The sequence below is a fragment of the Kribbella sp. NPDC023855 genome (assembly GCF_040639475.1).
Lineage (GTDB): Bacteria > Actinomycetota > Actinomycetes > Propionibacteriales > Kribbellaceae > Kribbella.
On record NZ_JBFAAA010000009.1, the window covers coordinates 167,568 to 191,740 of the forward strand.

A 24,173-nucleotide genomic window follows, 5' to 3' on the forward strand; every position below is an offset into this window, starting at 1 on the left:
GCGGGTGTCCCCCACACCACAGCTGCCAGGTTCCTGTTTGCTGACCTGGCGGCAATCAGGTCAGCTCGGGCACCCGCAGGTGGGCCAGCGCGAGTTCGAATTCGCCCACATCGAGCACTTCTGCCCCAGCGTCCTTCGAAGCCGCCGATCGCAGCGCTGCGGCCGCATCCCGGTTGCTCTCCATCGCCTGCAAACTGTCGTAGGTCACCGAGGAGACAGCACGACCGGAGCTGCGGTCGACCAGCAGGCTGGCGCTGCAGAAGCCGGCGAGCTCCTCGGCCCTCGGCAGGGATGCCAGCCGGTAGACGTCGATCGCCCGGTCCAGGTCCGCGGAGTCGACCTGCATCCAGGTGACGCGGACGCAGGCACCCTGTGCGGACTGGTGGTCGCGGTGCAGGACGGCGATTTCCCACTCATCCACCTGGGGGCTGCTGCCACCAAGCATCTCCCCGATGCGTTCCCGGATCGGCTGGACCTCTTCGTCGGTGGCCCGCATCGCCTCCTCGGACCGCCAGGCGCTGGTGACGATGCACCGCCCGGACGACCGGTCGACCAGCATGGACAGGCCGATACAGCCTTCCATCTGCGTGATCATGGGCATCACGCTGTCGCGCACTTCAGCCATGCCGGCGTCGATGGACTCCGGCCTGGCCATGATCGTGGTGGAACGCGCGTACACGGTCCACCCCCTTCGGATCTGGGCGGCACCCCGGTGGCGCCACCGGTCCCTGTCCACATTCCTCCGGTAGCCGTCGGCTCGCAATACCTCCCATCGGCCTCTCACCTGGTCGCCGGCGAGCCCAACTGTCGGCGCCCGGTGATTGACTGTCCGGATGGCGCGTACAAGTACTCCGGACGGACCGTGGGATGACGAACTCGCACAGGCCCGGGCCACTCGCTGGTGGGTGCGCGGGCGCCGGGTGGGCTCGGTCGAGCGGGCCGGGAAGTTCATCGACGACGTCGGTTTCGCCCTGCTGTTCCCGGCGCCCAAACCGATCGGGCCGTCACTGTGGGAGGCCGTCACCGGCGAGGACGTCGAGCCCTTCGCCGAGGGCATGAACGAGAACGAGCAGAAGGTCTGGGGCTGGAAGGACGAGCTTCCGCGGCGCGGCCTCGCCTGGTACGGCGCCTTCGTCGGCGGACGGGGCACGTTCCTGTCCCCCACCCTGCTGGCCGCTCTCTACCCGGGCGAGGGCGAGCTGGACGATCACGAGCGCCTGGAACTCTCCCCCGTGGCGCACGAGATCGCCGCGGCGCTGGCACTGGAGCCGATGTCGAGCGCCTCGCTCCGCACGCTCGTCGGCGACAAGAACAGCTACCAGCGCGGAATCGGCGAGCTGCAGAAGAACCTGCTGGTGACGACCGCGGGGATCGAGGAGCAGAGCAACGGCTGGCCGGCCACCCTGCTCACGCTCACCTGCGAGCAGTTCGATGTCGGCGGCCGGTCAGATCACAGCGAGGCAGCTCGTCAGTACCTCGACACGATGCTGGACGCCAGCGCCGCCGAGTTGGCCCGTGCCTTCCGCTGGCCGACGGCCGAGGCTCGCGAGCTGCTGGACGAAGTGGCCGGCACCGCGGACGGCCGCCGGTACCAACCACTCTGAGTCCGGCCGGTGGGTCAGCGCACTTCGGCGAGGTCGAAGACGTTGCCCTCGGGGTCGGCCAGGGTGATCCAGTGCGTGCCGTACTCGTCGTACTCGCCGACCCGCTTGGCGCCGAGGCCGACGACGCGGTCCACCTCGGCGGCCCAGTCGCGGGTGGCGAGGTCGACGTGCAGCCGGTTCTTGCCGACCCGCTGCTCGGGCACCTGGATGAACATCAGCACGGTCCCGTCGCCGCCCTTGTTCACGGTCGCGAAGAACTCGTTGCCTCCAGCATCCACTTCCGACTTCAGCACACCGGCCCAGAAGCCGGCCAGCTCGGCGGCGTTGGTGCAGTCGAAGACGACGTGTTCGAGGGTGATGGACATGGTGATTCAGCCTTTCGGGGTGGGGATCCGCTGGATCGGCCAGCAGACTTCGGTACGGAACTCGGACTCGTCGACGCCGTCGCCGGGGCCGACCAGGTACAGCTCACGGATCGGCCCGGGCGCCACCTCGCAGTACTCGGCGACGTGGCTGCCGAGCGCGCCGTAGACGCGGTCGAAGTCGGTGAACGGCCCGTCGTGCCGGGCGATCGCGAAGAAACCCGCGGGCAGGTCGGTCAACCCGACCCGGTCGATCGCGGACTGGTCCGGCGCGACCGGCAGGAAGCCGACCACTTCGCCGACTTCCTCGGTGAAGAACTCGTCGCTGTACGTCGCGCCGGCGGTGGCCGCGATGCCGTGCAGGCCGGCGATCTCGCCGAGCAGGCCGAAGGTCGTCGCACACCACTCACCGATCGAGTCGCGCTCGACCCGGTCGGTCACGGAGTACGCCCGGAACGCCGGCATGAACCGGTACTCGACCGCGAGCTCGCCCGCCGGCAGCGTGAGCATCGAGCGGAGTGACGTGACCACGTCGCGGGTCTGGGCGAGCTCGCGCTCCATCTGGTCCAGGTGCAGCCGCAACGTCTGATCGCGAGTCTGGACGTCAGGCGCCTCGACCACCGCTCGCACCTGGGCCAGCGGCATCTGCAGATCGCGCAGCCGCCGGATCAGTTGCGCCACCGGCACCTGCGCCGTCTCGTACCGCCGGTACCCCGACGACGCGTCGATCCGGGCCGGCGCGAGCAGCCCGATCTCGTGGTAGTGGTGCAAGGTCTTCACGCTGAGATGGGTGAGCCGGGAGAACTCTCCGATGGTCACTGACGCCGTCATGGGGCCAACCTTTCACCCTCCGCCTACCGGAGAGTCAAGGCCGGTATTCCGCGCCGTTCCGGACGCAGCCCGACCGCCACCGGGGGCGCGGTGGCGGTCGGGCTGCCGGTGTCCTCGTGCGGACACCTGCTCAGGAGGTGGAAGTCAGATCGTCCACTTCTGGTTCGCGGCGCCGGTACAGCTCCAGATCTGCAGCCTGGTGCCGTTCGCGGAGTTGTTGCCGGTGACATCGAGGCACTTGTTCGCCTGTGGATTCACCAGGTCGCGGCCACTCGTGTAGGTCCACTGCTGGGCGGCACTGCCGTTGCAGGTGTAGAGCTGGGTCTGGGCACCGTCCGCTGTCGAACCGCCCGCCACGTCGAGGCACTTGCCCAGGGCGCGAAGGGTGCCGTCACCAGGCCGGCTCCACTGTTGCGCGCTGGTGCCGTTGCAGTCGTACAGATTGACCGCAGTACCGTCCGCGCTGTTCGCACCGGCCACGTCGATGCACTTGCCGGCCAGACCGGTGATCTGGCCGCCGGTACCGCCACCGCTCTGGCTGCCCGACCAGGTGAAGGTCGCCGAGGTCTTCGTGGGCAGCGTGTAGACGAAGGACTGGCTGCCCCAGTTCACCCGGACCGACTGGTTGCCGCTGGTCGTGTTGTACGCGATCAGCGCCTTGGAGCCGTCGGGGTTCTTCCAGGCGACGTTCTTCACCGAGCTGTTCGCGTCGGACTGGATCCGGACCGCGCCCGGCTTCACGAACTTGGTCAGGTGGCCCATCGTGTAGTACTCGATCGTCTTGTCCACCTGGCCGGCCCGCGAACCGCCGCGCTGGATGGTGACCAGCCCGGTGCAGACGTTGCAGCCGGCACCGACGTACGGAAGCATGTTCTGGTCCTGGCCGAGGCTCCACTTGACCCAGGACTTGCTCCAGTTGCGGGTGTAGTCGATCAGGTTGTTCATGTCCTCGACCTGCTGGTTCGGGATCCAGGTCCCGCCGGAGTGCTCGGTCATGTACTGGTTCACGGCCGGGAACTGGTTGTGGATCGTGCTCTGCAGGTTCACGTCACCGCCGTAGCCGTGCCAGGCGATGCCGCCGAACAGCGGGTCGGCGCGCAGACCGGCGTCGTTCAGCGGGACCGAACCGAGGTCGTCGTAGTTGCCCCAGTTGTAGTCCAGGATCATCACCTTGGTGGTGATGCCGGCCGCCCGGAAAGCCGGGATCAGGTGGTTCTTGGTGAAGTTCAGCAGGCCGGCGCCGTTCCAGTTCATCGACGCGTAGCCGGTGTTGTCGGTGCCGCAGCAGGTCGGCTCGTTCTGCACCGAGACGTAGTCGATCTTGAGTCCCTGGGCCGCGTTCTGCTGCACGTACTTCACGAAGTACTGCGCGTAGAGCGGGTAGTACTCGGCCTTGAGCCAGCCGCGGTTGGTGAACTTGTTGTTGTCCTTCATCCAGGCCGGCGCGCTCCACGGCGCGCCCTTGACCTTCAGCGCCGGGTTCAGCTGCTTGGCCTGCTTGGTCAGCGGCACCACGTCGGCCAGGTCGTGGTTGATGGTGAAGTCGTTCAGGTCGCAGCAGGTGTCGTCGTAGGAGTAGTTGAACCGGGCCAGGTCGGAGGCGCCCATCGGGTTGCGGGTGAAGGCCAGCCCGATCCCGTTGACCGGGTCGAACAGGTCCTTCATCACCTGGTCGCGGGTGGTCGCACTGATCGTGTTGCTGCTGTTCAGCAGCCACGCGGCGCTGTCGGTGAAGGACGCGCCACCGCCTTCGAAGGTCTGGTACGTCGTGTTCTCGTTGACCGTGATCGTCTGGTTCGCGCTGCCGCCGGCCGGGCCGAAGTTCACCGGCGTCTGCTGTTGCAGGCCGCGGGTCACGTTGCGGCCGGCGGAGTCGTTGGTGGTGGTCAGCCAGACATTGACCTGCTCGCCGGCCGCGTGCGCGGGCTGCGGGTGGCTGACGCCTGTCGCGATCACCGATAGCGCCGCGAGGCAGGCCAGGGCGAGGAGTGCACGTCGGCGGCGAGGCAGAGGCGAGGGCATGGGCGGATCTCCCTTTTGCTCAAGGGTTTTTGAGGCGTCTGCCCGCGCCGCAACTGATGGTCAGCACGAGGTAACCATTCGTGAACGGCGCTGTCAACGGTGCGCCGAGGCTTTTTTCACGACTTATATTTATGTGTGGCCTTGACCTGAGAGCGTTCTCACAGCAGGCTGCCAGCCAGCGATTCCCTGTCTCGCGACAGTCCGCCCCCCGCCCCCAACCGCGAGAAATGAGGCACGCATGAGATTCCCGCGTCCCCGGATCCGGTCCGCAGCACTCGCCGCCGCAGGCGTCGCAGTACTCGGCACCGCTCTCCTCCAGTCCCCAGCAACAGCCGGTACTACGGCTGCCGCGTCCGCCGCGGCTGCGACCGCCCCGATGGCGGCCACCGCGGTCGGCCCGGTGCTCTTCGAGGACAACTTCGACGGCCCGGCCGGCCAGGCGCCGGACTCCAGCAAGTGGCGCTACGACATCGGCGGCCACGGCTGGGGCAACAACGAGCGCCAGTACTACACCAACAGCACGCGCAACTCCGCCAAGGACGGTGCCGGGAACCTGGTGATCACGGCCCGTCGCGAGAGCGGCGGCTTCCAGTGCCACTACGGCCCGTGCGAGTACACCTCGGCCCGGCTGCTCACCGCCGCGACCTTCACCAACACGTACGGCCGGTACGAGGCGCGGATGAAACTCCCGCGCACGCAGGGTCTGTGGCCGGCGTTCTGGATGCTCGGCACCGGCAACAACGGCTGGCCGGGCAACGGCGAGATCGACATCATGGAGAACATCGGCAAGGAGCCGAGCAACTCCTACGGCACCCTGCACGGCCCCGGCTATTCAGCCGCCGAGGGGATCAGTTCGCGCTACACGCTCCCGAACGGCCAGCAGTTCGCCGATGGCTTCCACACCTTCACCGTCGACTGGGAGCCCAACGTCGTCACCTGGTACGTCGACGGCATCCAGTTCGCCCGCAAGACCCCGGCCGACCTCGGCGGCGACCCGTGGGTGTTCGACCACCCGTTCTTCATGATCATGAACGTGGCGGTCGGCGGCTACTGGCCCGGCTACCCCGACGGCAGCACGGTGATGCCACAGACGATGGTCGTCGACTACGTCCGCGTCAACAGCCTCACCAGCAGCGGCGGTGGAGGTGGCGAGGTCAAGGCACTGGGCAAGTGCATGGACGTCGCCGGAGCGAACGCATCCGACGGTACGCCGGTCCAGCTGTACGACTGCAACGGTTCCGCGGCCCAGAAGTGGAGCCGCCCGGGTGACGGCACGATCCGTGCCCTCGGCAAGTGTCTGGACGTCGCCGGTGGTGGAGTTGCCGACGGCACCAAACTCCAGATCGCCACCTGTAGTGGGAATCCGGCCCAGCAGTGGACCTACACCGGCGCCCGCGATCTGGTGAACCCGCAGTCGAACAAGTGCCTCGACGTCCCGTCCGCCAACCCCGCCAACGGCAACCGCCTGCAGATCTGGACCTGCAACGGCACGGCCGCCCAGAAGTGGACCTTGTAACAAGCAACAAAAGTACGGGCCTTCTAGCTTGAGAAGGCCCGTACTACGTTTACGCCTGGCGGTGGCTCTCGATCAGCTTGGTGTAGGTCTTGCCGCTCGTCTTCATCACGCGCTTGCCGGTCGGGTAGTCGACATAGGCGAGCCCGAAGCGGGGCGCGTAGCCGTAGGCCCACTCGAAGTTGTCCAGCAGAGACCACGCGAAGTACCCGGCCAGCGGAGCGCCTTGCTCAACCGCGCGGACGCAGGCCGCCAGATGCCCTTCCAGATAAGCGGTTCGGGCGGCGTCGTCGACGTTGAAGTCCTCGTCCGGCTGGTCGACCCAGGCCGAACCGTTCTCGGTCACGTAGATCTTCTCGGCTCCGTACTCCTTGGTCAGCCGCAGGATCAGCTCCTCCAGCCCCGCCGGGTGAACCTCCCAGTCGAGCATCGTGTGCTCTGGGTTCGGACCCGGCACCTGGCTGAATCCCAGCACCGGAACGGATTCGTCGGCCTTGACGATCTGCCGGAAGTAGTAGTTCAGCCCCACGAAATCGGTCGGTGCCGCGATGATCTCGGCATCGCCGGGCTGCTCGGGCAACTCCACGCCGTACACGTCGATCATGTCGACCGGGAAGCCGCGACCGAACAGCGGATCGAGCCACCAGCGGTTGATGTGCCCGTCGGCAACCTGCGCGGCGCGGATGTCGGCGGGCTCCGTCGACGCCGGCTCGACACCGCTGAGGTTGACGACCAGCCCGACCGACGGCGGCTTCGGCGCGGATTCGCGCAGCGCCGCGACCCCCAGCCCGTGCGCCAGCATCAGGTGGTACGACGCCCGCACCGCGATCGCCGGATCCGTGATCCCGGGCGCCATCCGCCCTTCCCAGTGACCGATCCAGGCCGAGCACAGCGGCTCGTTCAACGTGGCCCAGTCGGTGACGCGATCGCCCAGCTTGGCGCCCACGACCGCGGCGTACTCCGCGAACCGGTACGCCGTGTCGCGGTTCTCCCAGCCGCCGAGATCCTGCAGCGCCTGGGGCAGATCCCAGTGGTACAAGGTGACGAAGGGTTTGATGCCGTTGGCAAGCAAATCGTCGACCACCCGGTCGTAGTACCCGAGGCCGGGTGCGTTGACGGCGCCGGAACCGGTGGGAATCACCCGGGGCCAGGCGATCGAGAACCGGTACGCGTCGACGCCGAGTTGCTTCAGCAGCTCGAGATCCTCGGGCCAGCGATGGTACGAGTCGCAGGCGACGTCGCCGGTGTCACCGTTGTCGATCGCGCCGGGAACCCGGCAGAAGGTGTCCCAGATCGACGGCAGCCGGCCGTCCACGTCGACAGCACCTTCGATCTGGTACGCCGAGGTTGCGGTACCCCAGACGAAGTCCCGCCGAAGCGGGGAGAGCTCGACCATCAGTGACCCCCAAGGGGTAGCAGGCGGGTTTTTTCAAAGCATAGTTGAAGCGCTGAACCCGCCATAGCGATCTTCGGGTTCCGGAACCACCGACGATAGAAAGGGGGCGAATCGTCAGCGAGCTGCCGACTCCGCGGGGAGCGGTGGATTGCCGCCGTCACGAAGGAGGCGGAGGACCGGGAGGGTGGCGGCGCCCATCGCTACGGCATCGCGACCCAGTTCGCAGAGCTCGAGCGAGACCTGCGCGTAGGGCTGGCGGAGCGCGTGCCGGCCGACCGCCTCGCGGAGTTGCGGGAGATAGCGTTCGCCCAGCAGGAGACCTGACCAACCCCCGAGCACGATCTTCTCGGGATTGAACAGGTTGACCAGGTTCGCGAAACCCGCGCCGAGATAGCCGATGGTGTCCTCGACCACCTTCGCCGCAACCTCCGAAGTACCGACGGCGTCGAGCAGGCCGGTGAAGGCGGCTTCCTCGTCACCCGGTGTGACCTCACCGCCGGCCAGCCGGTAGCGGTCGAGAACACCCTCGGCCCCGACGTACGCCTCCAGGCAACCCTCGGCGCCACAGCGGCACCCGCGGCCGCCGTACACGATCGTGGTGTGGCCCCACTCTCCTGCGCTGCTGCGAATGCCTCGGTAGCTCGAGCCGCCGGTGACGAGCGCGGCGCCGACGCCGGACCCGACCAACGCGACGACCGCATCCGTCGCACCTCGGCCGGCGCCGAACCACATCTCGGCCTGGCCGAGGGTGTTCGCGCCGTTGTCGACCTGGATCGGGATCTCCGTCTCGGCGGCCAGCATCGCGCCGAACGGCACCGCGTCCCAGCCGAGCGTTTGAGCATGAACCACCGCGTCAGCCGGTCCTTCGACGATGCCGGCCACGGCCACGCCCAGACCGATCACCCGGTCGGACGAGATGTTCGCCTCCGCGAGCACTTCCGCCAAGCCGGCCAGCACATATTTCACGGCAAGCGCGGGCGCTGGTTTCGGAGTCTCGATCGGGTAGACCTTGGTCGCCAGCACGTTCATCGCCAGATCGAACAGTTCGACCCGGACCCGAGTCTCGCCGACCTCGGCGCCGGCGACGTACCCGAAGGCCGGGGCGACGCGCAGCAGCACCCGCGGCCGGCCGCCGTCGGACTCGACCGAGCCGGCCTCCTCGACCACACCCTCGTCGAGCAGCTCACCGACGAGATTGCTCACGCTGGCAGCACTCAGCGAGGTGCGGTGGCCCAGCTCGAAGCGACTGAGCGGACCATCCCGGTAGATGCTCGTCAGCAGCACTGAGCGGTTGGACCGGCGCATGTCGCGCACCGTGGTCCGGCGTCCATCCATTGTCTGCGGTCCCACCCTTGGAAGTCACCGCCTGCCGACGGCCGAGATCGATGCCTCGCGGAAGCCTCCATCATGCACCAGCGACGACCCCGGCCGGGCGCCCACGGCCCCGGCCGAAAGACAACGAAAGACTTCTTACAAGACGTGAACTTAGTCCCGATTCGTTACCACTTCGTGATTGACGTGAGCTGACTCACTCCGCTTCACTCTACGGAACCGCTTCCGAAACCGGTTCCGGCCCGCCGAACACCCCGCACCGCCCCACCCCAACCGCCCGAGGGGAGCTGAAGTGTCGATCACCATCGCCGATGTCGCCGCCCGCGCGGGAGTCAGCAAGACCACCGTCTCCCGCGTGCTGAACGGCAAGGGCGAGCTCGATCTGCGCACCGCCGAGCGGGTCCGTCAGGTGATCGCGGAGCTCGGCTACGTGCCCAGCGCCCGTGCCGTCGGCCTGGCCCGCGGCCGGACCCGGATCGTCGGCATGCTGGTCCCCTCGCTGACCTGGCCCTGGATGGGCGAGGTCCTGCAGGGCGCCGTGGACGTCGTCGAGTCCGAGGGCTACGGCCTGCTGCTGTTCACCTGCAACCGGGGTGAGGAATCCATGCAGCAGTTCGCCTCGCAGGTCTCGGCCCAGTCGTTCGACGGCCTGCTGGTGATCGAACCCGAAGGCACACTCGCCTACATCGAGCAGCTGCACGCCCGCGGCCTGCCTGTCGTACTGATCGACGACCGGGCCAAGCAGCCCCTCTTCCCGTCCGTCGCCACCACCAACCGGACCGGCGGCGCGACGGCGGCCCAGCACCTGCTGGAGCTCGGCCGCCATCATCCGCTGGTGATCACCGGCGTGGAACGGTTCGGCTGTACTCAGGAACGCCTGGAAGGTTTCCGCGACACCTACGCGGCGGCCGGTATCGAGCTCGACCCGCGGCTCGTCATCGAAGGCGACTTCACCCACGACTCCGGCCGTCGAGGCGTCCAGCAGGCCCTCGGCGCTGGACTGCGGTTCGACGCGATCTTCGCGCACAACGACCTGACCGCCGGCGGCGCCATCCAGGCCGTCCGGGAGACCGGCCGGAACGTGCCGAACGACGTGTCCGTGGTCGGTTTCGACGACATCCCGTACGCCCAGCACACCGAACCGCCGCTGACCACGGTGCACCAGCCGATGCGTCAGATGGGCCAGACCGCGGCCCGGCTGCTGATGAGCTACTTCGGCGGCAATCCGCTGCCCGAGGAACCCCAAGTGCTGCCGACGACGCTGATCGTCCGCAGCTCAACCGCCCCCGTGACCGCCCGCCACAGCCCCGACCGCGCGCCGCGCTGAAGGCTCCGGCGGCGGGGTGGCTGCCCCCGCCCCGCCGCCGGACAGCACCTGTAACACACCGCACCGATATCGATCCGTTAAGGACGCTGTTCTTCCCATGAGAGCGCTTTCACGGCACGATGCGAACGCCCCCAGGCTCCACCCACCGACAGTCATCCCGCTGTCATCCGCCAACCAGTTGGACGAAACACAGGAGGAACGATGCGAGCTCGACGCTCAGTCGCGCTAGCCCTCACGGGCGTGCTCGCGGCAGCCCTGATGGCTGCCTGCAGTAACGGGGAAGCCAAGAAGGAAACCGCCGGCTCGGGTAGCACCGCGACGGTGCTGAACGTCGGCATGCCGAACGGTCCGCAGACGGAGAACCACAATCCGTTCCTCGGCTCGTCGTCGGGCGCCTCGCTGGGTTACCGCTGGATGATCTACGAGCCGCTGGTGATGATCAACGGCATCAAGCCCACCGAGCCGGGCAAGCCCTGGCTGGCCACCGAGTGGAAGTGGGCCGACAACTTCACCAAGCTGTCGCTCACCATCCGCGACGGGGTGAAGTTCTCCGACGGTACGCCGATGACGGCCGCCGACGTCGCCTACTCGTTCCAGCTCCGCAAGGACAACGAGGGCCTGAACCAGGACGCGATCCCCTACGGCACGATCACCACGTCGGGCAACAAGGTGGACCTGACCTTCACCCGGTCCCAGTTCGTCAACCAGAACAAGGTGCTCACCGTCTTCGTCGTCCCGAAGGCGCAGTGGTCCGCGCTCAAGGACCCCAGCCAGGACACCGTGAAGAACCCGATCGGCACCGGCCCGTACAAGCTGAAGTCGTTCACCCCACAGACCACCACGCTGGAGGTCCGCGACTCGTACTGGCAGGAGCTGCCGAAGGTCAAGGAGCTGCGCTACACGTCGTACAACGACAACAACGCGCAGACCACCGCGCTGGCCAACGGTGCCTCGGAGTGGAGCTTCGTCTTCGTCCCGAACGTCAAGGCGGTCTACCAGGCCAAGGACCCGAAGAACCACAAGCTGTGGTTCCCGGCCAACCTCGGCATCCACGGTCTGTGGATCAACACCACCAAGAAGCCGTTCGACGACCCGGCACTGCGTCGCGCGATGGACAAGGTGATCAACCGCGACGACATCTTCATGCAGGGTGAGGCCGGCTACTTCTACCCGAAGGTCGAGTCCGTCACCGGCATCCCGACCCCGGCCGGTGAGTCCTACATCGCGCCCGAGTTCAAGGACAAGAAGCACGCGGTCGACGTCGACGGCGCCAAGGCCGACCTGGCCGCGGCCGGCTACAAGCTCGAGGGCAACGTCCTCAAGGACAAGACCGGCAAGCCGGTCACGATCACGCTGACCGACCCGGCCGGCTGGTCCGACTACATCACCGACCTGGAGATCATCAAGGACAACCTGTCCACGATCGGGATCAAGGCGACCGTCGACAAGGCCAACCAGGACGCCTGGTTCAAGGCGTTCGACGAGGGCAACTTCGACGCCGGGATGCACTGGACCAACGGCGGCGCGACGCCGTACGACATCTACCAGAACATCATGGACGGCAAGATCCTGAAGCCCGTCGGCAAGGGTGGCGTGAGCGGCAACTACGGCCGGTTCAACAGCCCGGAGGCGACCAAGGCGCTGGACCAGTACGCCAACGCGACCGATGACGCGACCCGGACCACGGCGCTGAACACGCTGCAGAAGATCATGGTCGAGCAGATGCCGGTCATCCCGACCTCGGCGTCCAACGTCGGTGGCCTGTACAGCACGAAGAACTGGACCGGCTGGCCGGACGAGTCGAACCAGTACGCGCCGGCCCAGCCGACGCAGCAGAACGCACTCCAGATCGTCCTGAACCTGAAGCCCGCAGGAGCCTAAGGACCTGCTGCGGCCGGGATCCCACCACCTGGGGGTCCCGGCCGCGGTGCCGCGATCAGAGGAGGAGTTCGAAACGTCATGACGGCGACCGAGACAGCACCGGTGACCACGGGCGACGTGGTCCTCGAGGCCGAGGGCCTCACCAAACACTTCCCCGTACGCCGGGGCCTGCGCGACCTGTTCAGCAAGGAGCGCAAGGCGGTCCACGCGGTGGACGACATCCAGCTGACGCTTCGCCGGGGCCGGGTCACCGCGCTCGTCGGCGAATCCGGCTCGGGCAAGTCGACCGTGGCGCGGCTGCTCGCACAGCTCTACTCCCGCACCGACGGAGACATCCGGCTGCACGGCAAGTCGATCACCGTGCACGGCGGGCGCAAGTTCCGCGCCTACTGCCGCCAGGTGCAGATGATCTTCCAGGACCCGTTCGCCTCGCTGAACCCGGTCCACACCGTGCGGTACCACCTGACCCGGTCGCTGAAGATCCACGGCCGCGCCGGCAAGAACGCCGCCGAGCTGGAGAAGAACCTCGCGGACCTGCTCAACCGCGTGCAGCTCACCCCGCCGGAGCGCTACCTGGACAAGTTCCCGCACGAACTGTCGGGTGGGCAGCGCCAGCGGGTCTCGATCGCCCGCGCACTCGGCGCCGACCCCGAGGCGCTGCTGGCCGACGAGCCGGTGTCGATGCTCGACGTCTCCATCCGGCTCGGCGTACTGAACCTGCTGCGTGACCTGAAAGAACGCCTGAACCTGGCCATTCTCTACATCACCCACGACATCGCCTCGGCCCGGTACTTCGCCGACGAGACGCTGGTGATGTACGCCGGCCGGATGGTCGAAGGCGGCGACTCCGAGACCGTCACCCAGCACCCCGCGCACCCGTACACCCGGCTGCTGATCGAGAGCGCTCCCGACCCCGACCGCCTCGACCGCGTCGGGGATCCCAAGGACGCGCCTCAGGACGAGGCCGGCGGTGAGCCGCCGAGTCTGATCGCGCCGCCGACCGGTTGCCGGTTCCACCCGCGCTGCATCCACGCGATGCCCAAGTGCTCCACCGAACTGCCGCCCCGGTTCGAACTGCCGGTGATCGCCGGCGAGGGCGAACACTGGGCCGCTTGCTGGCTCTACGAGGAAGGGGCCGCGAAGTGAAGTTCCTGCTGCAGCGGATCGCGTTCTACCTGTTCACCGCCTGGGCCGCGATCACGATCAACTTCTTCATCCCGCGGATGATCCCCGGCGACCCGGTCACCTCGCTGATCAACAAGTTCCAGGGCCAGATGAGCACCGAGGCGATCCACTCGCTCTACGTGCTGTTCGGCCTGGACCAGGACGCGAGCCTGTGGAGCCAGTACGTCGACTACTGGGGCCAGGTGTTCCGCGGCGACCTCGGACTGTCGTTCACGTTCTTCCCGACCCCGGTCTCGGAGATCCTCGGCCAGAGCCTGCCGTGGACGATCGCGCTGGTCGGTATCACCACCTTCGCCAGCTTCATGATCGGTACGTCGCTCGGCGTGCTGGCCGGCTGGCGGCGCGGCTCCTGGCTGGACGGACTGTTGCCGGTGACAACATTCCTGTCGTCGATCCCGTACTTCTGGCTCGGCCTGCTGGCGATCACGCTGCTGGCCGGCTCGGACAGCTTCTTCCCGTCGTCGGGTGGGTACGAGCCCGGCCTGGTGCCGTCGTGGGACGGTGAGTTCATCGGCAGCGCGGTCCAGCACAGCCTGCTGCCGGCCATCACCATCCTGATCTCGTCGGTGAGCGGCTGGATCCTCAGCATGCGCAACATGATGGTCACCGTCGCCTCGGAGGACTACATCACCGTCGCGCACGCCAAGGGCCTGAGCGAGCGCCGGGTGATGGTCAGCTACGCGGCCCGCAACGCGCTGCTGCCGAACGTGTCCGGGTTCGCGCTGTCGCTCGGCTTCATCGTCGGCGGCACCCTGCTGGTGGAGATCGTCTTCTCCTACCCCGGCATCGGCTACAACCTGTTCCAGGCGGTCGGGTCCAAGGACTACCCCTTGATGCAGGGGGTGTTCCTGGTGATCACGATGTCGGTCCTGCTCGCCAACCTGATCGCGGACGTCGCGTACCTGCTGCTCGATCCCCGCACCCGCAAGGAGGGCTGACCGATGTCCGCACCAGCCACCACCATCACCGCGGTCACCCCCGAAGGCCCGGCCGGCGCCGCCGCTCCGGCCAAGCGCCAACGGCTGCGGTTCGTCGCCAACCCGAAGGCCGCGACCGGCCTGGTCGTGCTCGGCTTCTTCTGCCTGATCGCGATCATCGGCCCGTGGATCGCGCCGTACGACCCGTCGGCCCGCAGCAACGACCTGATCCAGGCACCGTCCGGCAAGCACTGGTTCGGTACGACGCACCTCGGCCAGGACATCTTCAGCCAGGTCCTCGTCGGGACCCGCGGTGTCATGTTCGTCGGTCTGCTGGCCGGCATCATCGCGACCGCTCTGTCGGTCCTGATCGGGGTCAGCTCCGGCTTCCTCGGCGGCGTGGCGGACGAAGGCCTGTCCGCGCTGTCCAACGTCTTCCTCGTCATCCCGGCGTTGCCGCTGATCATCATCGTCGCCTCCACGATCCCCGGCGCCGGCGACCTGATGGTTGCCTTGGTCATCGGTCTCACCTCGTGGGCCTGGGGCGCCCGGGTACTGCGCGCGCAGACACTCTCGTTGCGACGGCGCGACTACGTCGAGGCGGCCCGCGCGACCGGTGAGAGCACCTGGCGGATCATCACCGTCGAGATCCTGCCGAACCTGACTGCGATCATCGCCTCGGGCTTCGTCGGCACGGTGATCTTCGCCGTGATGTCGGAGATCACCCTGGCCTTCATCGGCATCTCGACGATCTCCGACTGGAACTGGGGCACGATCCTGTTCTGGGCGCAGAGCCAGCAAGCGCTGGCCCAGGGCGCCTGGTGGTGGTTCGTCCCGGCCGGCCTGGCGATCGCGATCCTCGGTACGGCGTTGTCGCTGATCAACTTCGGCATCGACGAGTTCGTCAGCCCGCGGTTGCGCAGCAGCGGCCGTACCCGGGTGAAGACGGCCGACGGCCACACGGTCAAGATGCGGGTCGGCTTCACGCCGGTCCTGTCCCAGAACGGCAAGAAGGACCCGGTCACGCCGGTGATCCGGAAGGCCACCGACGAAGCGAAGGGCGTCGCATGATGAGTAGTCGTATGAAGGCGCCGGTACTGGAGATCAAGAACTTCGACGTCGACTACGGACTGGGCGACCAGGCCGTCCAGGCGGTCCGGGACGTCACACTGACCCTGCACCGCGGTGAGGTGCTCGGTCTGGCCGGTGAGAGCGGTAGCGGTAAGTCGACACTTGCCTACGGCATCACCCGGCTGCTGCCACCGCCCGGTGTGATCAGCGGCGGCAGCGTCATCTACCACCCGCCCGGCGGCGAACCGTACGACGTGATGGCGCTCAGCAACGCCGAGCTGCGGGCGTTCCGCTGGGCCGAGACCTCGATCGTCTTCCAGGGCGCGATGAACTCGCTCAACCCGGTGCACAAGGTCTCCACCCAGATGCTCGACGTGATCCGCGCGCACGAGCCACAACTGTCTTCTGAGGCGCGCGTCGCCCGGGCCAAGGAGATGCTCAAGCTGGTCGGCATCTCCGCGGACCGGATGGACGCCTACCCGCACCAGCTGTCCGGCGGGATGCGGCAGCGGGTGATGATCGGGATGGCGCTCGTCCTCGAGCCACAGGTCGTCATCATGGATGAACCGACCACCGCGCTGGACGTCGTGATGCAACGCCAGATCCTCGCCCAGCTGGTCGAACTGCGCGAACGGCTCGACTTCTCCGTGCTGTTCATCACCCACGACCTGTCGCTGCTGGTCGAGTTCTCCGACCGGATCGCGATCATGTACGGCGGCCGCATCGTCGAGCAGGCGAAGTCGGCCGACCTCTACAAGGACTCCCTGCACCCGTACAGCGAAGGACTGCTCAAGTCCTTCCCTGCGCTGCGTGGCCCGCGCCGCGAGCTGGCCGGAATCCCGGGCTCGCCGCCGGACCTGCGCGGCATGCCCAGCGGTTGTGCGTTCCACCCCCGATGCCCGCACGCGTTCGACCGCTGCTCGACGGAGATCCCCGTCCTCGGCGTCCCCGAGGCGAGGAACGACCCCAACCGCGAGGTGGCCTGCTGGCTACCCGGCCGCGTCCCGGTCGGCTGATCTCCCACCCCCACACCCCGAAGGGAGCCCCTACGGCGCCGGCCCACAAGGCAGGCGCCGTACACCCACCCATGAACACCCCCACCGCGCCCACCACCACTGACCCCACCCCCACCGCCGTTTTCACCGCGCCGGCAGGTGAGCAAGAACTGATCGCCGGCCTGCCGAGCGGTTTCCGTTGGGGCGTCGCGACCTCGGCGTACCAGATCGAAGGAGCTGTCGACGTCGACGGCCGGACGCCGTCGATCTGGGACACCTTCTGCAAGGTCCCCGGCGCGATCGACAACGGTGACACAGGTGACGTCGCCTGTGAGCACTACACCCGGATGCCGCAAGACGTTGCCCTGATCAAGGAACTCGGCCTCGACACCTACCGCTTCTCAGTCTCCTGGTCACGCGTCCAGCCGCACGGCACCGGCCCGGTCAACCCGGCCGGCATCGCCTTCTACGACCGCCTCGTCGACGAGCTCCTTGCCCAGGGCATCGACCCCTGGGTGACGCTCTACCACTGGGACCTCCCGCAGGAGCTCGAGGACGCCGGCGGCTGGCCAGCGCGCGATACGGCGTACAGGTTCGCGGACTACTCGATGCTGGTCTTCGACGCGTTGAGCGACCGCGTAGACACCTGGACGACGCTCAACGAACCGTGGTGCTCCGCGATGCTCGGCTACGCGTACGGCGCGCACGCCCCCGGCCGGAAGGAGTACCCGGCAGCCGTCGCGGCAGTCCACCACCTACTCCTAGGCCACGGTCTCGCCACCGAGCGCATGCGCGAAGCGGCCCCCCGCAAACTCGACATCGGCATCACGCTGAACGCCGCAACGGCGTACCCAGCCAGCGACGCCGAGCCGGACCTCGAGGCAGCCCGCCGCGCCGACGGCATGGGCGCCCGCCTGTACCTCGACCCACTCGTCCACGGCCGCTACCCGGCTGACGTGATCGCCGACCTTGCCGCCGAAGGCATCGAGATCCCCGTCCAGGAAGGCGATCTGGCCACCATCTCGGCCCCGATCGATGTCCTGGGCATCAACTACTACTTCAGCCAGAAGTTCACCGGGTACGACGACCAGGGCCGCACCGTCGACGACAACGGCCTACCGATCATCCGGACCCTCCCGCTGAACAAACCCCGCACCGCCATGGACTGGGAGATCGTCCCGGAGGGCTTCACCGACCTCCTGGTACGCATCAGCAAGGACTACCCCGGCCTCCCCATGGTCATCACCGAAAACGGCTCCGCGTTCGAAGACACCCCCGACGAATCCGGCTACGTAGCCGACGAGGGCCGCACCGCCTACTTCGCCTCCCACCTCGCCGCGGTAGCCGAAGCCATCAACCAGGGCGCCGACATCCGCGGCTACCTGGCCTGGTCCCTCCTGGACAACTTCGAATGGGCCTACGGCTACAACAAACGCTTCGGCATCATCCGAGTCGACTACCCAACCCAAACCCGAACCCCCAAACAAAGCGCCCTCTACCTGCGCGACCTCGCCCACCACCACCGCACCAGATAACCCGCGTCAAGGGCGGATGCTGAGGGTGTGGCGGAAGACGTTCGTCGGGTCGTAGTGGTCTTTGACCTTGGACAGTCGGGTGAGGTCGGGGGTGGAGTAGGCGCGGTGTACTGCGGTGGGGTCGGTGTCGGAGATGGTGTTGACGTAGGAGCCGGTGGCGTAGGGGTCGAGGGTGGCGGCGTAGGTGCGGATGGTGGTGATTCGGTGGTCGTCGTCGGCCGGGTCGGTCCAGCCTGCTGACGAGGTGAACTCGACCAGTGCGTCGCGGTGGCTGTAGGCGGTGGCTCCGGGTGGTACGTCGGCGATGGCGCCGCCGTTCAGGGCCAGGCGGGCGCTGACCTCGGTGCGTTGGTCGAGGAAGGCGTCGATCGCTTCGTCGGGGAGGTCGCGCAAGTAGAGGCCTTTGCAGTAGCGGCGCAGCGCGTGTTGCTCGATGTCGTCGTCGCCCATCTGGAGCTCCAAGTAGGTGAGCTCACTGGAACGCTCTGAGGTCGGCCGGCCCAGAGCGGCGTACTGCGCTTGCAGGCGGCGGGCCTCGGTCGGGTCGCCGACCCAGACGAAACCGATGCTCGCCATCGGACGGCCGCCGAACTGCTCCCACCGGCCGACTCGCGCGACCGGGGTTGCCTGTCGCGGAGTCGTCCCCAACAGATCACGCCAGCCGCGGAGCGCAGTACGGGCTTCTTGCAAGTCATAGTAGAAATCCGCGACATACGCCTGGGTGCCGACCGGGTGCAGCCGGAACTCGAACTCGGTGACGATTCCGAAGTTCCCACCACCGCCACGGAGAGCCCAGAACAAGTCCGGGTGCTCGTCGGCGGCAACTCGCAGTACTGCGCCATCGGCTGTCACGAGTTGGTAGGAGGCGACGTTGTCGCAGGTGAGGCCGTGCATGCGGGCCAGCCAGCCGGTACCGCCGCCGAGAGTCAGGCCGCCGACCCCGGTGTGCGAGACGTTGCCGGCCGTCGTCGCGAGGCCGAAGCGTTGGGCGGCGATGTCGAGCGCACCGAGCAACGCGCCCCCGCCGACCCACGCGCGCCGGCTGCCCGGGTCGACCCGGACCGTCGCCAGCCCGGACAAGTCGATCATCAAGCCGCCCTCGACCACCGGGAGGCCGAGGAAGCTGTGGCCGCCGCCCCGTACGCCGATCTCCAGCCCGGCCTCCCGTCCGTACCGGAGCGCGGCGACCACATCGGCGGTGCTCGCGCAGCGTGCGATCAAGGCGGGCCGCCGGTCGACGATCGCGTTCCAGACCGACCGGCCTTTGTCGAAGCCGTCGTCTTCGGGGTGAATCAAGTCCCCTTCGAAACCCCGGATCAGCAAGCCGGTCATCTCAACCCACCTCCCCGGCGAACCGAGCGATCAGCGCGCGAGTCGAGAAACGGCGGAACCAGGCGACCAGCCCGGCGATCACCAGGATGGCGAGCGGCACGGCGGGCGACGCCCCGAGCACGAATGCGGTGGTGATCACGGCGCCACCCATCAGCAGCGTGAGCCCGAGCGCGGCGAGCCCGGTCAGGCGCGGGATCAGTACGCCGACCGCGCCGGCCACCTCGAGCGCCCCGACCAGGAACCGAAGCCACTGCCCCGCCCCGATCTCGGCGAACATCTCGACCATCACCGCGTTGCCGGTCAGCTTCATCACTCCCGCCATCAAGAACTCCACGGCCAGGGACAGCTGCAGGATCCACAGCCCGACCGCGCTCAGCTGCACCTTCTTCGTCGTAGTGGTCGTCGTACCGATGGTGGTCATCTCGTCCTCCTGTGGTGGTTGTTCGGTACGATGACGATCCATCGGCGGGCACACCCCGGGCATCCGTGCTCACCACGGAGGCGCCACGGATCCGGCACGGAGGACCGGGGATGGGCGATCATGGGCGGATGGTTCCCGATGGCCAGGTGGAGATCTCGGCGCGCGAGGCCGAGGTGCTCGCCGCGATCGCGGCTCATCGCTCGAACGCCCAGATCGCGCACGCCTTCCACATCTCGATCCGCACGGTCGAGAGCCACGTCTCCTCCCTGCTCCGCAAGTACGGCGTAACGGACCGCCGCCAACTCGCGGACCTGGTCGCCGAGTCCCGACCCGGCACCGCGGCAGCAGCCTCAAGCTGGATCCCGGGAGCCGCGGGTGGCGCACTCGCGGGCAGCCCAAGCGCAGGAGCAGGCGGCGGTGCGGGGCGAGGTGGTGCGGCCTCAGGAGCGCTTGGGGACGCGGGGGTTCGCGGGCTGCCGGGGAGTCGGACGACTTTTGTGGGGCGGGCGGTTGAGGGGGCGGCGGTGGCTGAGGCTCTGCGGGAGCCGGGGCTGGTGACGTTGCTGGGCCCAGGCGGGATGGGCAAGACCCGCCTCGCGGCTGTCGTCGCGGCGGCCGTAGCGGAAGAGGCCTCCATGCCTGGCGTCTTCGTGGATCTGGTGCCGGTGCGTGCCGTCCTGGTAGCTCGCACAGTCGCCACCGCCCTCGGCGTGACGGAACGCCCTCCGCAAACCCTCGCCCAAGCACTGACCGAGCAACTGTCCTCAACCCGCGCGCTGCTCGTGCTCGACAACTGCGAGCACCTAGTAGCAGAGACGGCGGAACTCGTCGAGCTCCTCCTCGACGCCTGCCCGGACCTGAGCGTTCTGGCGACCAGCCGCGAGCGCCTCGCAGTACCGGGTGAACGCGTGGTCCAACTGGAGCCTCTGCCGGCCGCATCCGACGGCGTTCAGCTCTTCCAGGACCGAGCCCGAGCCGTCGACTCCAACTTCACCGCCGACCCGACCGGCATCGCCCGCCTGTGTGAACGACTGGACGGCATGCCACTCGCCATCGAACTGGCAGCAGCCCGTACGGCGTCCCTCGGCATCGACGGCCTGCTTGCCCTCGACAACCAGCTTCGACTGCTGTCCGGGAGCCGTGCCGCCACCTCCCGCCACCGATCGCTCAGCGCGGTGATCGGCTGGAGTCACGACCTGCTGGACGACGAAGAGCGACTGCTCTTCCGCCGTCTCGGCATCTATCTCGGCGGCGTCGACCTGGACGCCGCCTGCGCCACCAGTCCGGAGTACTCGCGAGGCGAGGTCGCGGACCTGATCGGCCGCCTCACCGACAAAAGCCTCCTGGTACGCCGCGGCGCCCGCTGGCGTCAGCTCGAAACCGTCCGCGCGTTCGCCCTGGAACAACTGGAGACGGCAGGCGAGACCGCCACCGCCCGCGAACGCCATCTCCACTGGGCCGCCACCACAGCAGCCCAGTTGGAGTCCCAACTCGACAAGGCGTCCAGCGATTGGCGCGTGCTATTCGGTGAGGTGGTGGACGACCTGCGCGCCGCCCTGGCGGCAACAGTCGCGCAACCCGACCCGACGGCGCACCGACTTGCTCGCTCGCTCGGCCACCTGGCCTTTGCCAGTCAGGGATTCGTCGAGGCGGTCGGCCACTATCAAGCGGCCGCCGACCGGGCCGAGGACGGCGTCAGTGCAGCGCGGGATCTCCGCTCCGCCGCGGACGTCTCTCTCATCCTGTCCGACAGCCCGGCCACCATCCGGTTCCTGCTGGAGGCGGCGGAGCGCGCAGTTGTCGACGGCAACGTCCGCGCGACGATGCTGGCCTCGGCCGTGATCACACTCAACCGCTACCCCGCCGGCGCGATGTACGACACCCCCCGGACCGAGAGCGCCCAACTGCTCACCGAGGCCTTGAACGAGGCAACAAATGATGATCCCCAAGTCACCGCACTCTTGGCGACGGCCAGAGCCTGGGAACACGGCGAGCGACGGATCGGCGCGGACACCACCCTCGCCCACGCCGCCGTGGATGCTGCGCGGCGCTCCGGCGATCCGGTTCTGATCGCAGGTGCGCTCGACGCCCTCTGTGTTGCCGCCGGCAACGCAGGAAGGTTGCGAGAGGCCCGCAAGTACGCGCTCGAAAGACTCGAACTGGTTGCCCCCCTCCCCCGTCATGAGCCCTACGCGGCGGCGGAGATCGTCGACGCCTACCACGTCGCCGCAACCACCGCAGTTGCCACAGGCAACCTGCCGGCCGCGCTACCGGAGTACCAGAATCTTCCGCCGCTGGTCTCCAACGCCGGCGACGCTGCGGGTGATCTCCTGGCCGGCGATCGCTCCTATCTCTGGCTGCCCAGAGTGATCCGCCTCAACGGGCTGACCGGCCGCTTCGACGAGTGCATCGCGGACGCCGATACCCTCTGGGCCCGTTGGGAACGGGCCGGTTCGCCACCTCAGGAGTGGATGTCGTCCGCGCTGGCGGTGGCCGCGATGGTTCATGGCTTGCGGCGGGACGGTTCGTTCGAGGTCTGGCAGCGCCGCGCGCTCGAACTCGCTCGAGCTGGAAGCGACGCGGCCGCGCCCGTCCTGAGCGCCGTGGCCGCCTTCGCTGACGCGCGCGTCGCAGTACACGACAACACGCGGTCGAGGGTGCTGGTCGAGCAGGCCTTCGCTGAGTTCGGCGAGCTCTGGTGGGCGCCGTACGCGCACGCCGCGGGCGCCGAACTGGCGGTCGTGGCCGAGCTTCCTGATGCCGAGAAGTGGCTGGAAGCTGCGGCCACGACCGCCGGCGAGAACGACTGGGCCGAAGCCTGCCTACTCCGCGCGAGAGGCACGCTGTCCGGTGACCTTGCCGTACTGCGGCAGGCCGCGGAGCGTTTCGCCGAGATCGGCGCCCGGTTCGAGCAGGCCTGCACGTGGCTGCTGACTCCGGACCGGGCCGACGATGGGCTGGCCGTGCTCGCCGAGCTGCAGGTCAGCCCGCCAGGTAACGGTTGACCTCGGCAACCATCTCCGGGATCCGTTCGTCGTAGACACCGTGCGCGCGGCGGTCGACCGTCTTGAGGACGGAGTTCGGCAGCTTCTGGTGGAGCTTGCGGGCCCAGGCGACCGGGATGCTGTCGCGCTCGGCCTGCACGATCAGCATCGGCGTGTTGTTGCCGATGACAAGGTCCGGCTCGGTGGTGTGGTCGGTCCAGTAGGCGCACGGAAGGATCGTGACGGCGAAAAGCGGCTGCGTCTTGTGGTCGCGTTGCGCGTCCCGCCAGTACTGCGCCGGCCGTCGCGGCCAGCCGTTGTCGTTACAGGTGTAGGAGAGGGACGCCGCCGCGAAACGCGACAGGTCCGGGTTGATCTCGAAGAACTGCCCCAGGAACCCCAGCAGCTCCTTCGACGGCTTGATCGGTTTGCCTGCAGCCGCGTCGAGAAGAGTCCGGACGTTGCGGGCCATCAGATCGCGATCGCTCTCGTCACCGAGCGCCGATTGCAGAACCCATGGCATCGCGGCCGAGTCGATCTGGTACTTGCCGACCTTGACCGGCTGGCGGCGGTACACCAGCTCGGTCATGTTGGCCCTCACCTGCATGCCGGTCCGTCCGAGGTGGTACTTGTCGTCCCGCCATGCCGCCCAAGCGGCCCACTCGTCGAAGGCCGCCTCAGCACCCAGCCCGGTCGCGAGGTGCTGGTACTCCGAACCCTCCACGTCCGTGACGCTGTCGACGACCATCCGGTCGACCTTGGCGGAGAAGAGCTGGCTGTAGACGACACCGAGATCCGCACCCCACGAGACGCCGTAGTACGAGAGCTTGTCCTCGCCCAGTGCGACGCGGATCGCGTCCAAGTCGCGCGCCGCTTGGCGGATGTTCGCGTGTTGAAGCAGGCCTGGGTTGTTTGCCCTGCACGCAGCGGCGAAGGATGCGGCGTACCGGCTCCCCGTGGTGAAGTCGCGACGGGTGGTCGACGACCGGTACAGGTCGGCAAGCTGGACGGGGCCGCAGTCGAGCGGGGCGCTGCGGCCCATGAAGCGAGCGTCCACCCCGATCAGGTCGTACTGCGAAGCGACCTCTCCCAGCAGCGGCTGCAAGTCAAGCGGGTACGCCAGACCGGGCGCGCCCGGCCCACCCGAGTTGGACAACAGGATCCCCCGCCGTTTCGCGGGGTCGGCTTTGATCCGCGAGATCGCGATGTCGAGGGTCCGCCCGTCCGGATGCAGATGATCCAACGGGACCCGGACCGTAGTACAGGATGCGCCCGCATCGTCGAGCGCCTTACCTTGCTGATCGTCAGACCCACTCTGACACTGACGCCAGGCAAGCCCGCCGCCTTCGGCACGCGATGCCCCCGCATACGCACCACCAACAGGAACAACCAAAGCAACCAACAGGCTGCCCACAACAAGTCTTCGCATGCCATCGACGCTAGAAAGAAACCCCGGCCCCCACAC

19 protein-coding genes are annotated in these 24,173 nt (G+C 67.9%); 10 read left to right on the forward strand and 9 right to left on the reverse strand.

Features of this window, described 5'->3' with window-relative positions:
- Positions 1 to 55: 55 nt before the first annotated feature.
- On the reverse strand, positions 56 to 679 hold the full coding sequence (locus tag AB0F51_RS28020) for an antibiotic biosynthesis monooxygenase (RefSeq protein WP_360284694.1): 624 nt from the start codon (positions 677 to 679) through the stop codon (positions 56 to 58).
- A 154-nt stretch (positions 680 to 833) separates the two neighbouring features.
- Here AB0F51_RS28020 and AB0F51_RS28025 point away from each other — a divergent pair, with 154 nt between their 5' ends.
- On the forward strand, positions 834 to 1,604 hold the full coding sequence (locus AB0F51_RS28025; RefSeq protein WP_360284695.1) for a hypothetical protein: 771 nt from the start codon (positions 834 to 836) through the stop codon (positions 1,602 to 1,604).
- A gap of 14 nt (positions 1,605 to 1,618) precedes the next feature.
- On the opposite strand, the gene AB0F51_RS28030 is transcribed toward AB0F51_RS28025, so the two are convergent.
- From AB0F51_RS28030 to AB0F51_RS28040, 3 genes are all read right to left on the reverse strand, one after another.
- Entirely contained in the window at positions 1,619 to 1,969 is a 351-nt protein-coding gene (locus AB0F51_RS28030; RefSeq protein ID WP_360284697.1) for a VOC family protein, read from the reverse strand.
- A 6-nt stretch (positions 1,970 to 1,975) separates the two neighbouring features.
- On the reverse strand, positions 1,976 to 2,797 hold the full coding sequence (locus AB0F51_RS28035; RefSeq protein ID WP_360284699.1) for a MerR family transcriptional regulator: 822 nt from the start codon (positions 2,795 to 2,797) through the stop codon (positions 1,976 to 1,978).
- A gap of 144 nt (positions 2,798 to 2,941) precedes the next feature.
- Entirely contained in the window at positions 2,942 to 4,819 is a 1,878-nt protein-coding gene (locus tag AB0F51_RS28040; protein WP_360284701.1) for a ricin-type beta-trefoil lectin domain protein, read from the reverse strand.
- A gap of 238 nt (positions 4,820 to 5,057) precedes the next feature.
- On the opposite strand from AB0F51_RS28040, the gene AB0F51_RS28045 reads away from it, so the two are divergent.
- Entirely contained in the window at positions 5,058 to 6,335 is a 1,278-nt protein-coding gene (locus AB0F51_RS28045; protein ID WP_360284702.1) for a family 16 glycosylhydrolase, read from the forward strand.
- A gap of 49 nt (positions 6,336 to 6,384) precedes the next feature.
- Here AB0F51_RS28045 and AB0F51_RS28050 read toward each other — a convergent pair whose 3' ends face one another.
- Together AB0F51_RS28050 and AB0F51_RS28055 are read right to left on the reverse strand one after the other, a co-directional pair.
- Positions 6,385 to 7,728, reverse strand: a complete 1,344-nt coding sequence (locus tag AB0F51_RS28050) for a GH1 family beta-glucosidase (RefSeq protein WP_360284703.1) — start codon at positions 7,726 to 7,728, stop codon at positions 6,385 to 6,387.
- 114 nt (positions 7,729 to 7,842) lie between these two features.
- Positions 7,843 to 9,063, reverse strand: a complete 1,221-nt coding sequence (locus tag AB0F51_RS28055; protein WP_360284705.1) for an ROK family protein — start codon at positions 9,061 to 9,063, stop codon at positions 7,843 to 7,845.
- 289 nt (positions 9,064 to 9,352) lie between these two features.
- On the opposite strand from AB0F51_RS28055, the gene AB0F51_RS28060 reads away from it, so the two are divergent.
- The 7 genes from AB0F51_RS28060 (at position 9,353) to AB0F51_RS28090 (ending at position 17,971) form a co-directional block, all read left to right on the forward strand.
- Complete coding sequence (locus AB0F51_RS28060) at positions 9,353 to 10,387, forward strand: LacI family DNA-binding transcriptional regulator (protein ID WP_360284707.1); 1,035 nt, start codon at positions 9,353 to 9,355, stop codon at positions 10,385 to 10,387.
- Between the two features lie 201 nt (positions 10,388 to 10,588).
- Positions 10,589 to 12,268: an ABC transporter substrate-binding protein gene (locus AB0F51_RS28065; RefSeq protein WP_360284709.1), complete on the forward strand. Its 1,680-nt coding sequence runs from the start codon at positions 10,589 to 10,591 to the stop codon at positions 12,266 to 12,268.
- Positions 12,269 to 12,346: 78 nt separating this feature from the next.
- A complete protein-coding gene (locus AB0F51_RS28070; protein ID WP_360284711.1) occupies positions 12,347 to 13,414 on the forward strand; it encodes an ABC transporter ATP-binding protein in 1,068 nt (355 codons plus the stop codon).
- Entirely contained in the window at positions 13,411 to 14,391 is a 981-nt protein-coding gene (locus tag AB0F51_RS28075) for an ABC transporter permease (protein WP_360284713.1), read from the forward strand. Before AB0F51_RS28070 ends, AB0F51_RS28075 begins: the two co-directional genes overlap by 4 nt.
- Positions 14,392 to 14,394: 3 nt before the next feature.
- Complete coding sequence (locus AB0F51_RS28080; RefSeq protein ID WP_360284714.1) at positions 14,395 to 15,441, forward strand: ABC transporter permease; 1,047 nt, start codon at positions 14,395 to 14,397, stop codon at positions 15,439 to 15,441.
- Positions 15,438 to 16,457 (forward strand): ABC transporter ATP-binding protein, encoded by a 1,020-nt coding sequence (locus AB0F51_RS28085; protein ID WP_360284716.1) that lies wholly within the window; start codon positions 15,438 to 15,440, stop codon positions 16,455 to 16,457. Before AB0F51_RS28080 ends, AB0F51_RS28085 begins: the two co-directional genes overlap by 4 nt.
- Positions 16,458 to 16,528: 71 nt before the next feature.
- A complete protein-coding gene (locus AB0F51_RS28090; RefSeq protein WP_360284717.1) occupies positions 16,529 to 17,971 on the forward strand; it encodes a GH1 family beta-glucosidase in 1,443 nt (480 codons plus the stop codon).
- 6 nt (positions 17,972 to 17,977) lie between these two features.
- Here AB0F51_RS28090 and AB0F51_RS28095 read toward each other — a convergent pair whose 3' ends face one another.
- Both AB0F51_RS28095 and AB0F51_RS28100 read right to left on the reverse strand, forming a co-directional pair.
- Complete coding sequence (locus AB0F51_RS28095) at positions 17,978 to 19,303, reverse strand: FAD-binding oxidoreductase (protein ID WP_360284718.1); 1,326 nt, start codon at positions 19,301 to 19,303, stop codon at positions 17,978 to 17,980.
- Position 19,304: 1 nt separating this feature from the next.
- Positions 19,305 to 19,766: a DoxX family protein gene (locus tag AB0F51_RS28100; protein WP_360284720.1), complete on the reverse strand. Its 462-nt coding sequence runs from the start codon at positions 19,764 to 19,766 to the stop codon at positions 19,305 to 19,307.
- Between the two features lie 86 nt (positions 19,767 to 19,852).
- Between AB0F51_RS28100 and AB0F51_RS28105 the strand changes: the two genes are divergently transcribed.
- Positions 19,853 to 22,729 (forward strand): LuxR C-terminal-related transcriptional regulator, encoded by a 2,877-nt coding sequence (locus tag AB0F51_RS28105; RefSeq protein WP_360284721.1) that lies wholly within the window; start codon positions 19,853 to 19,855, stop codon positions 22,727 to 22,729.
- Here the strand turns inward: AB0F51_RS28105 and AB0F51_RS28110 are convergent.
- Positions 22,707 to 24,137, reverse strand: coding sequence for an alpha/beta hydrolase (locus AB0F51_RS28110; protein ID WP_360284722.1), 1,431 nt, complete (start codon positions 24,135 to 24,137; stop codon positions 22,707 to 22,709). The two genes, AB0F51_RS28105 and AB0F51_RS28110, sit on opposite strands and share 23 nt — an antisense overlap.
- Between the last annotated feature and the right edge of the window lie 36 nt (positions 24,138 to 24,173).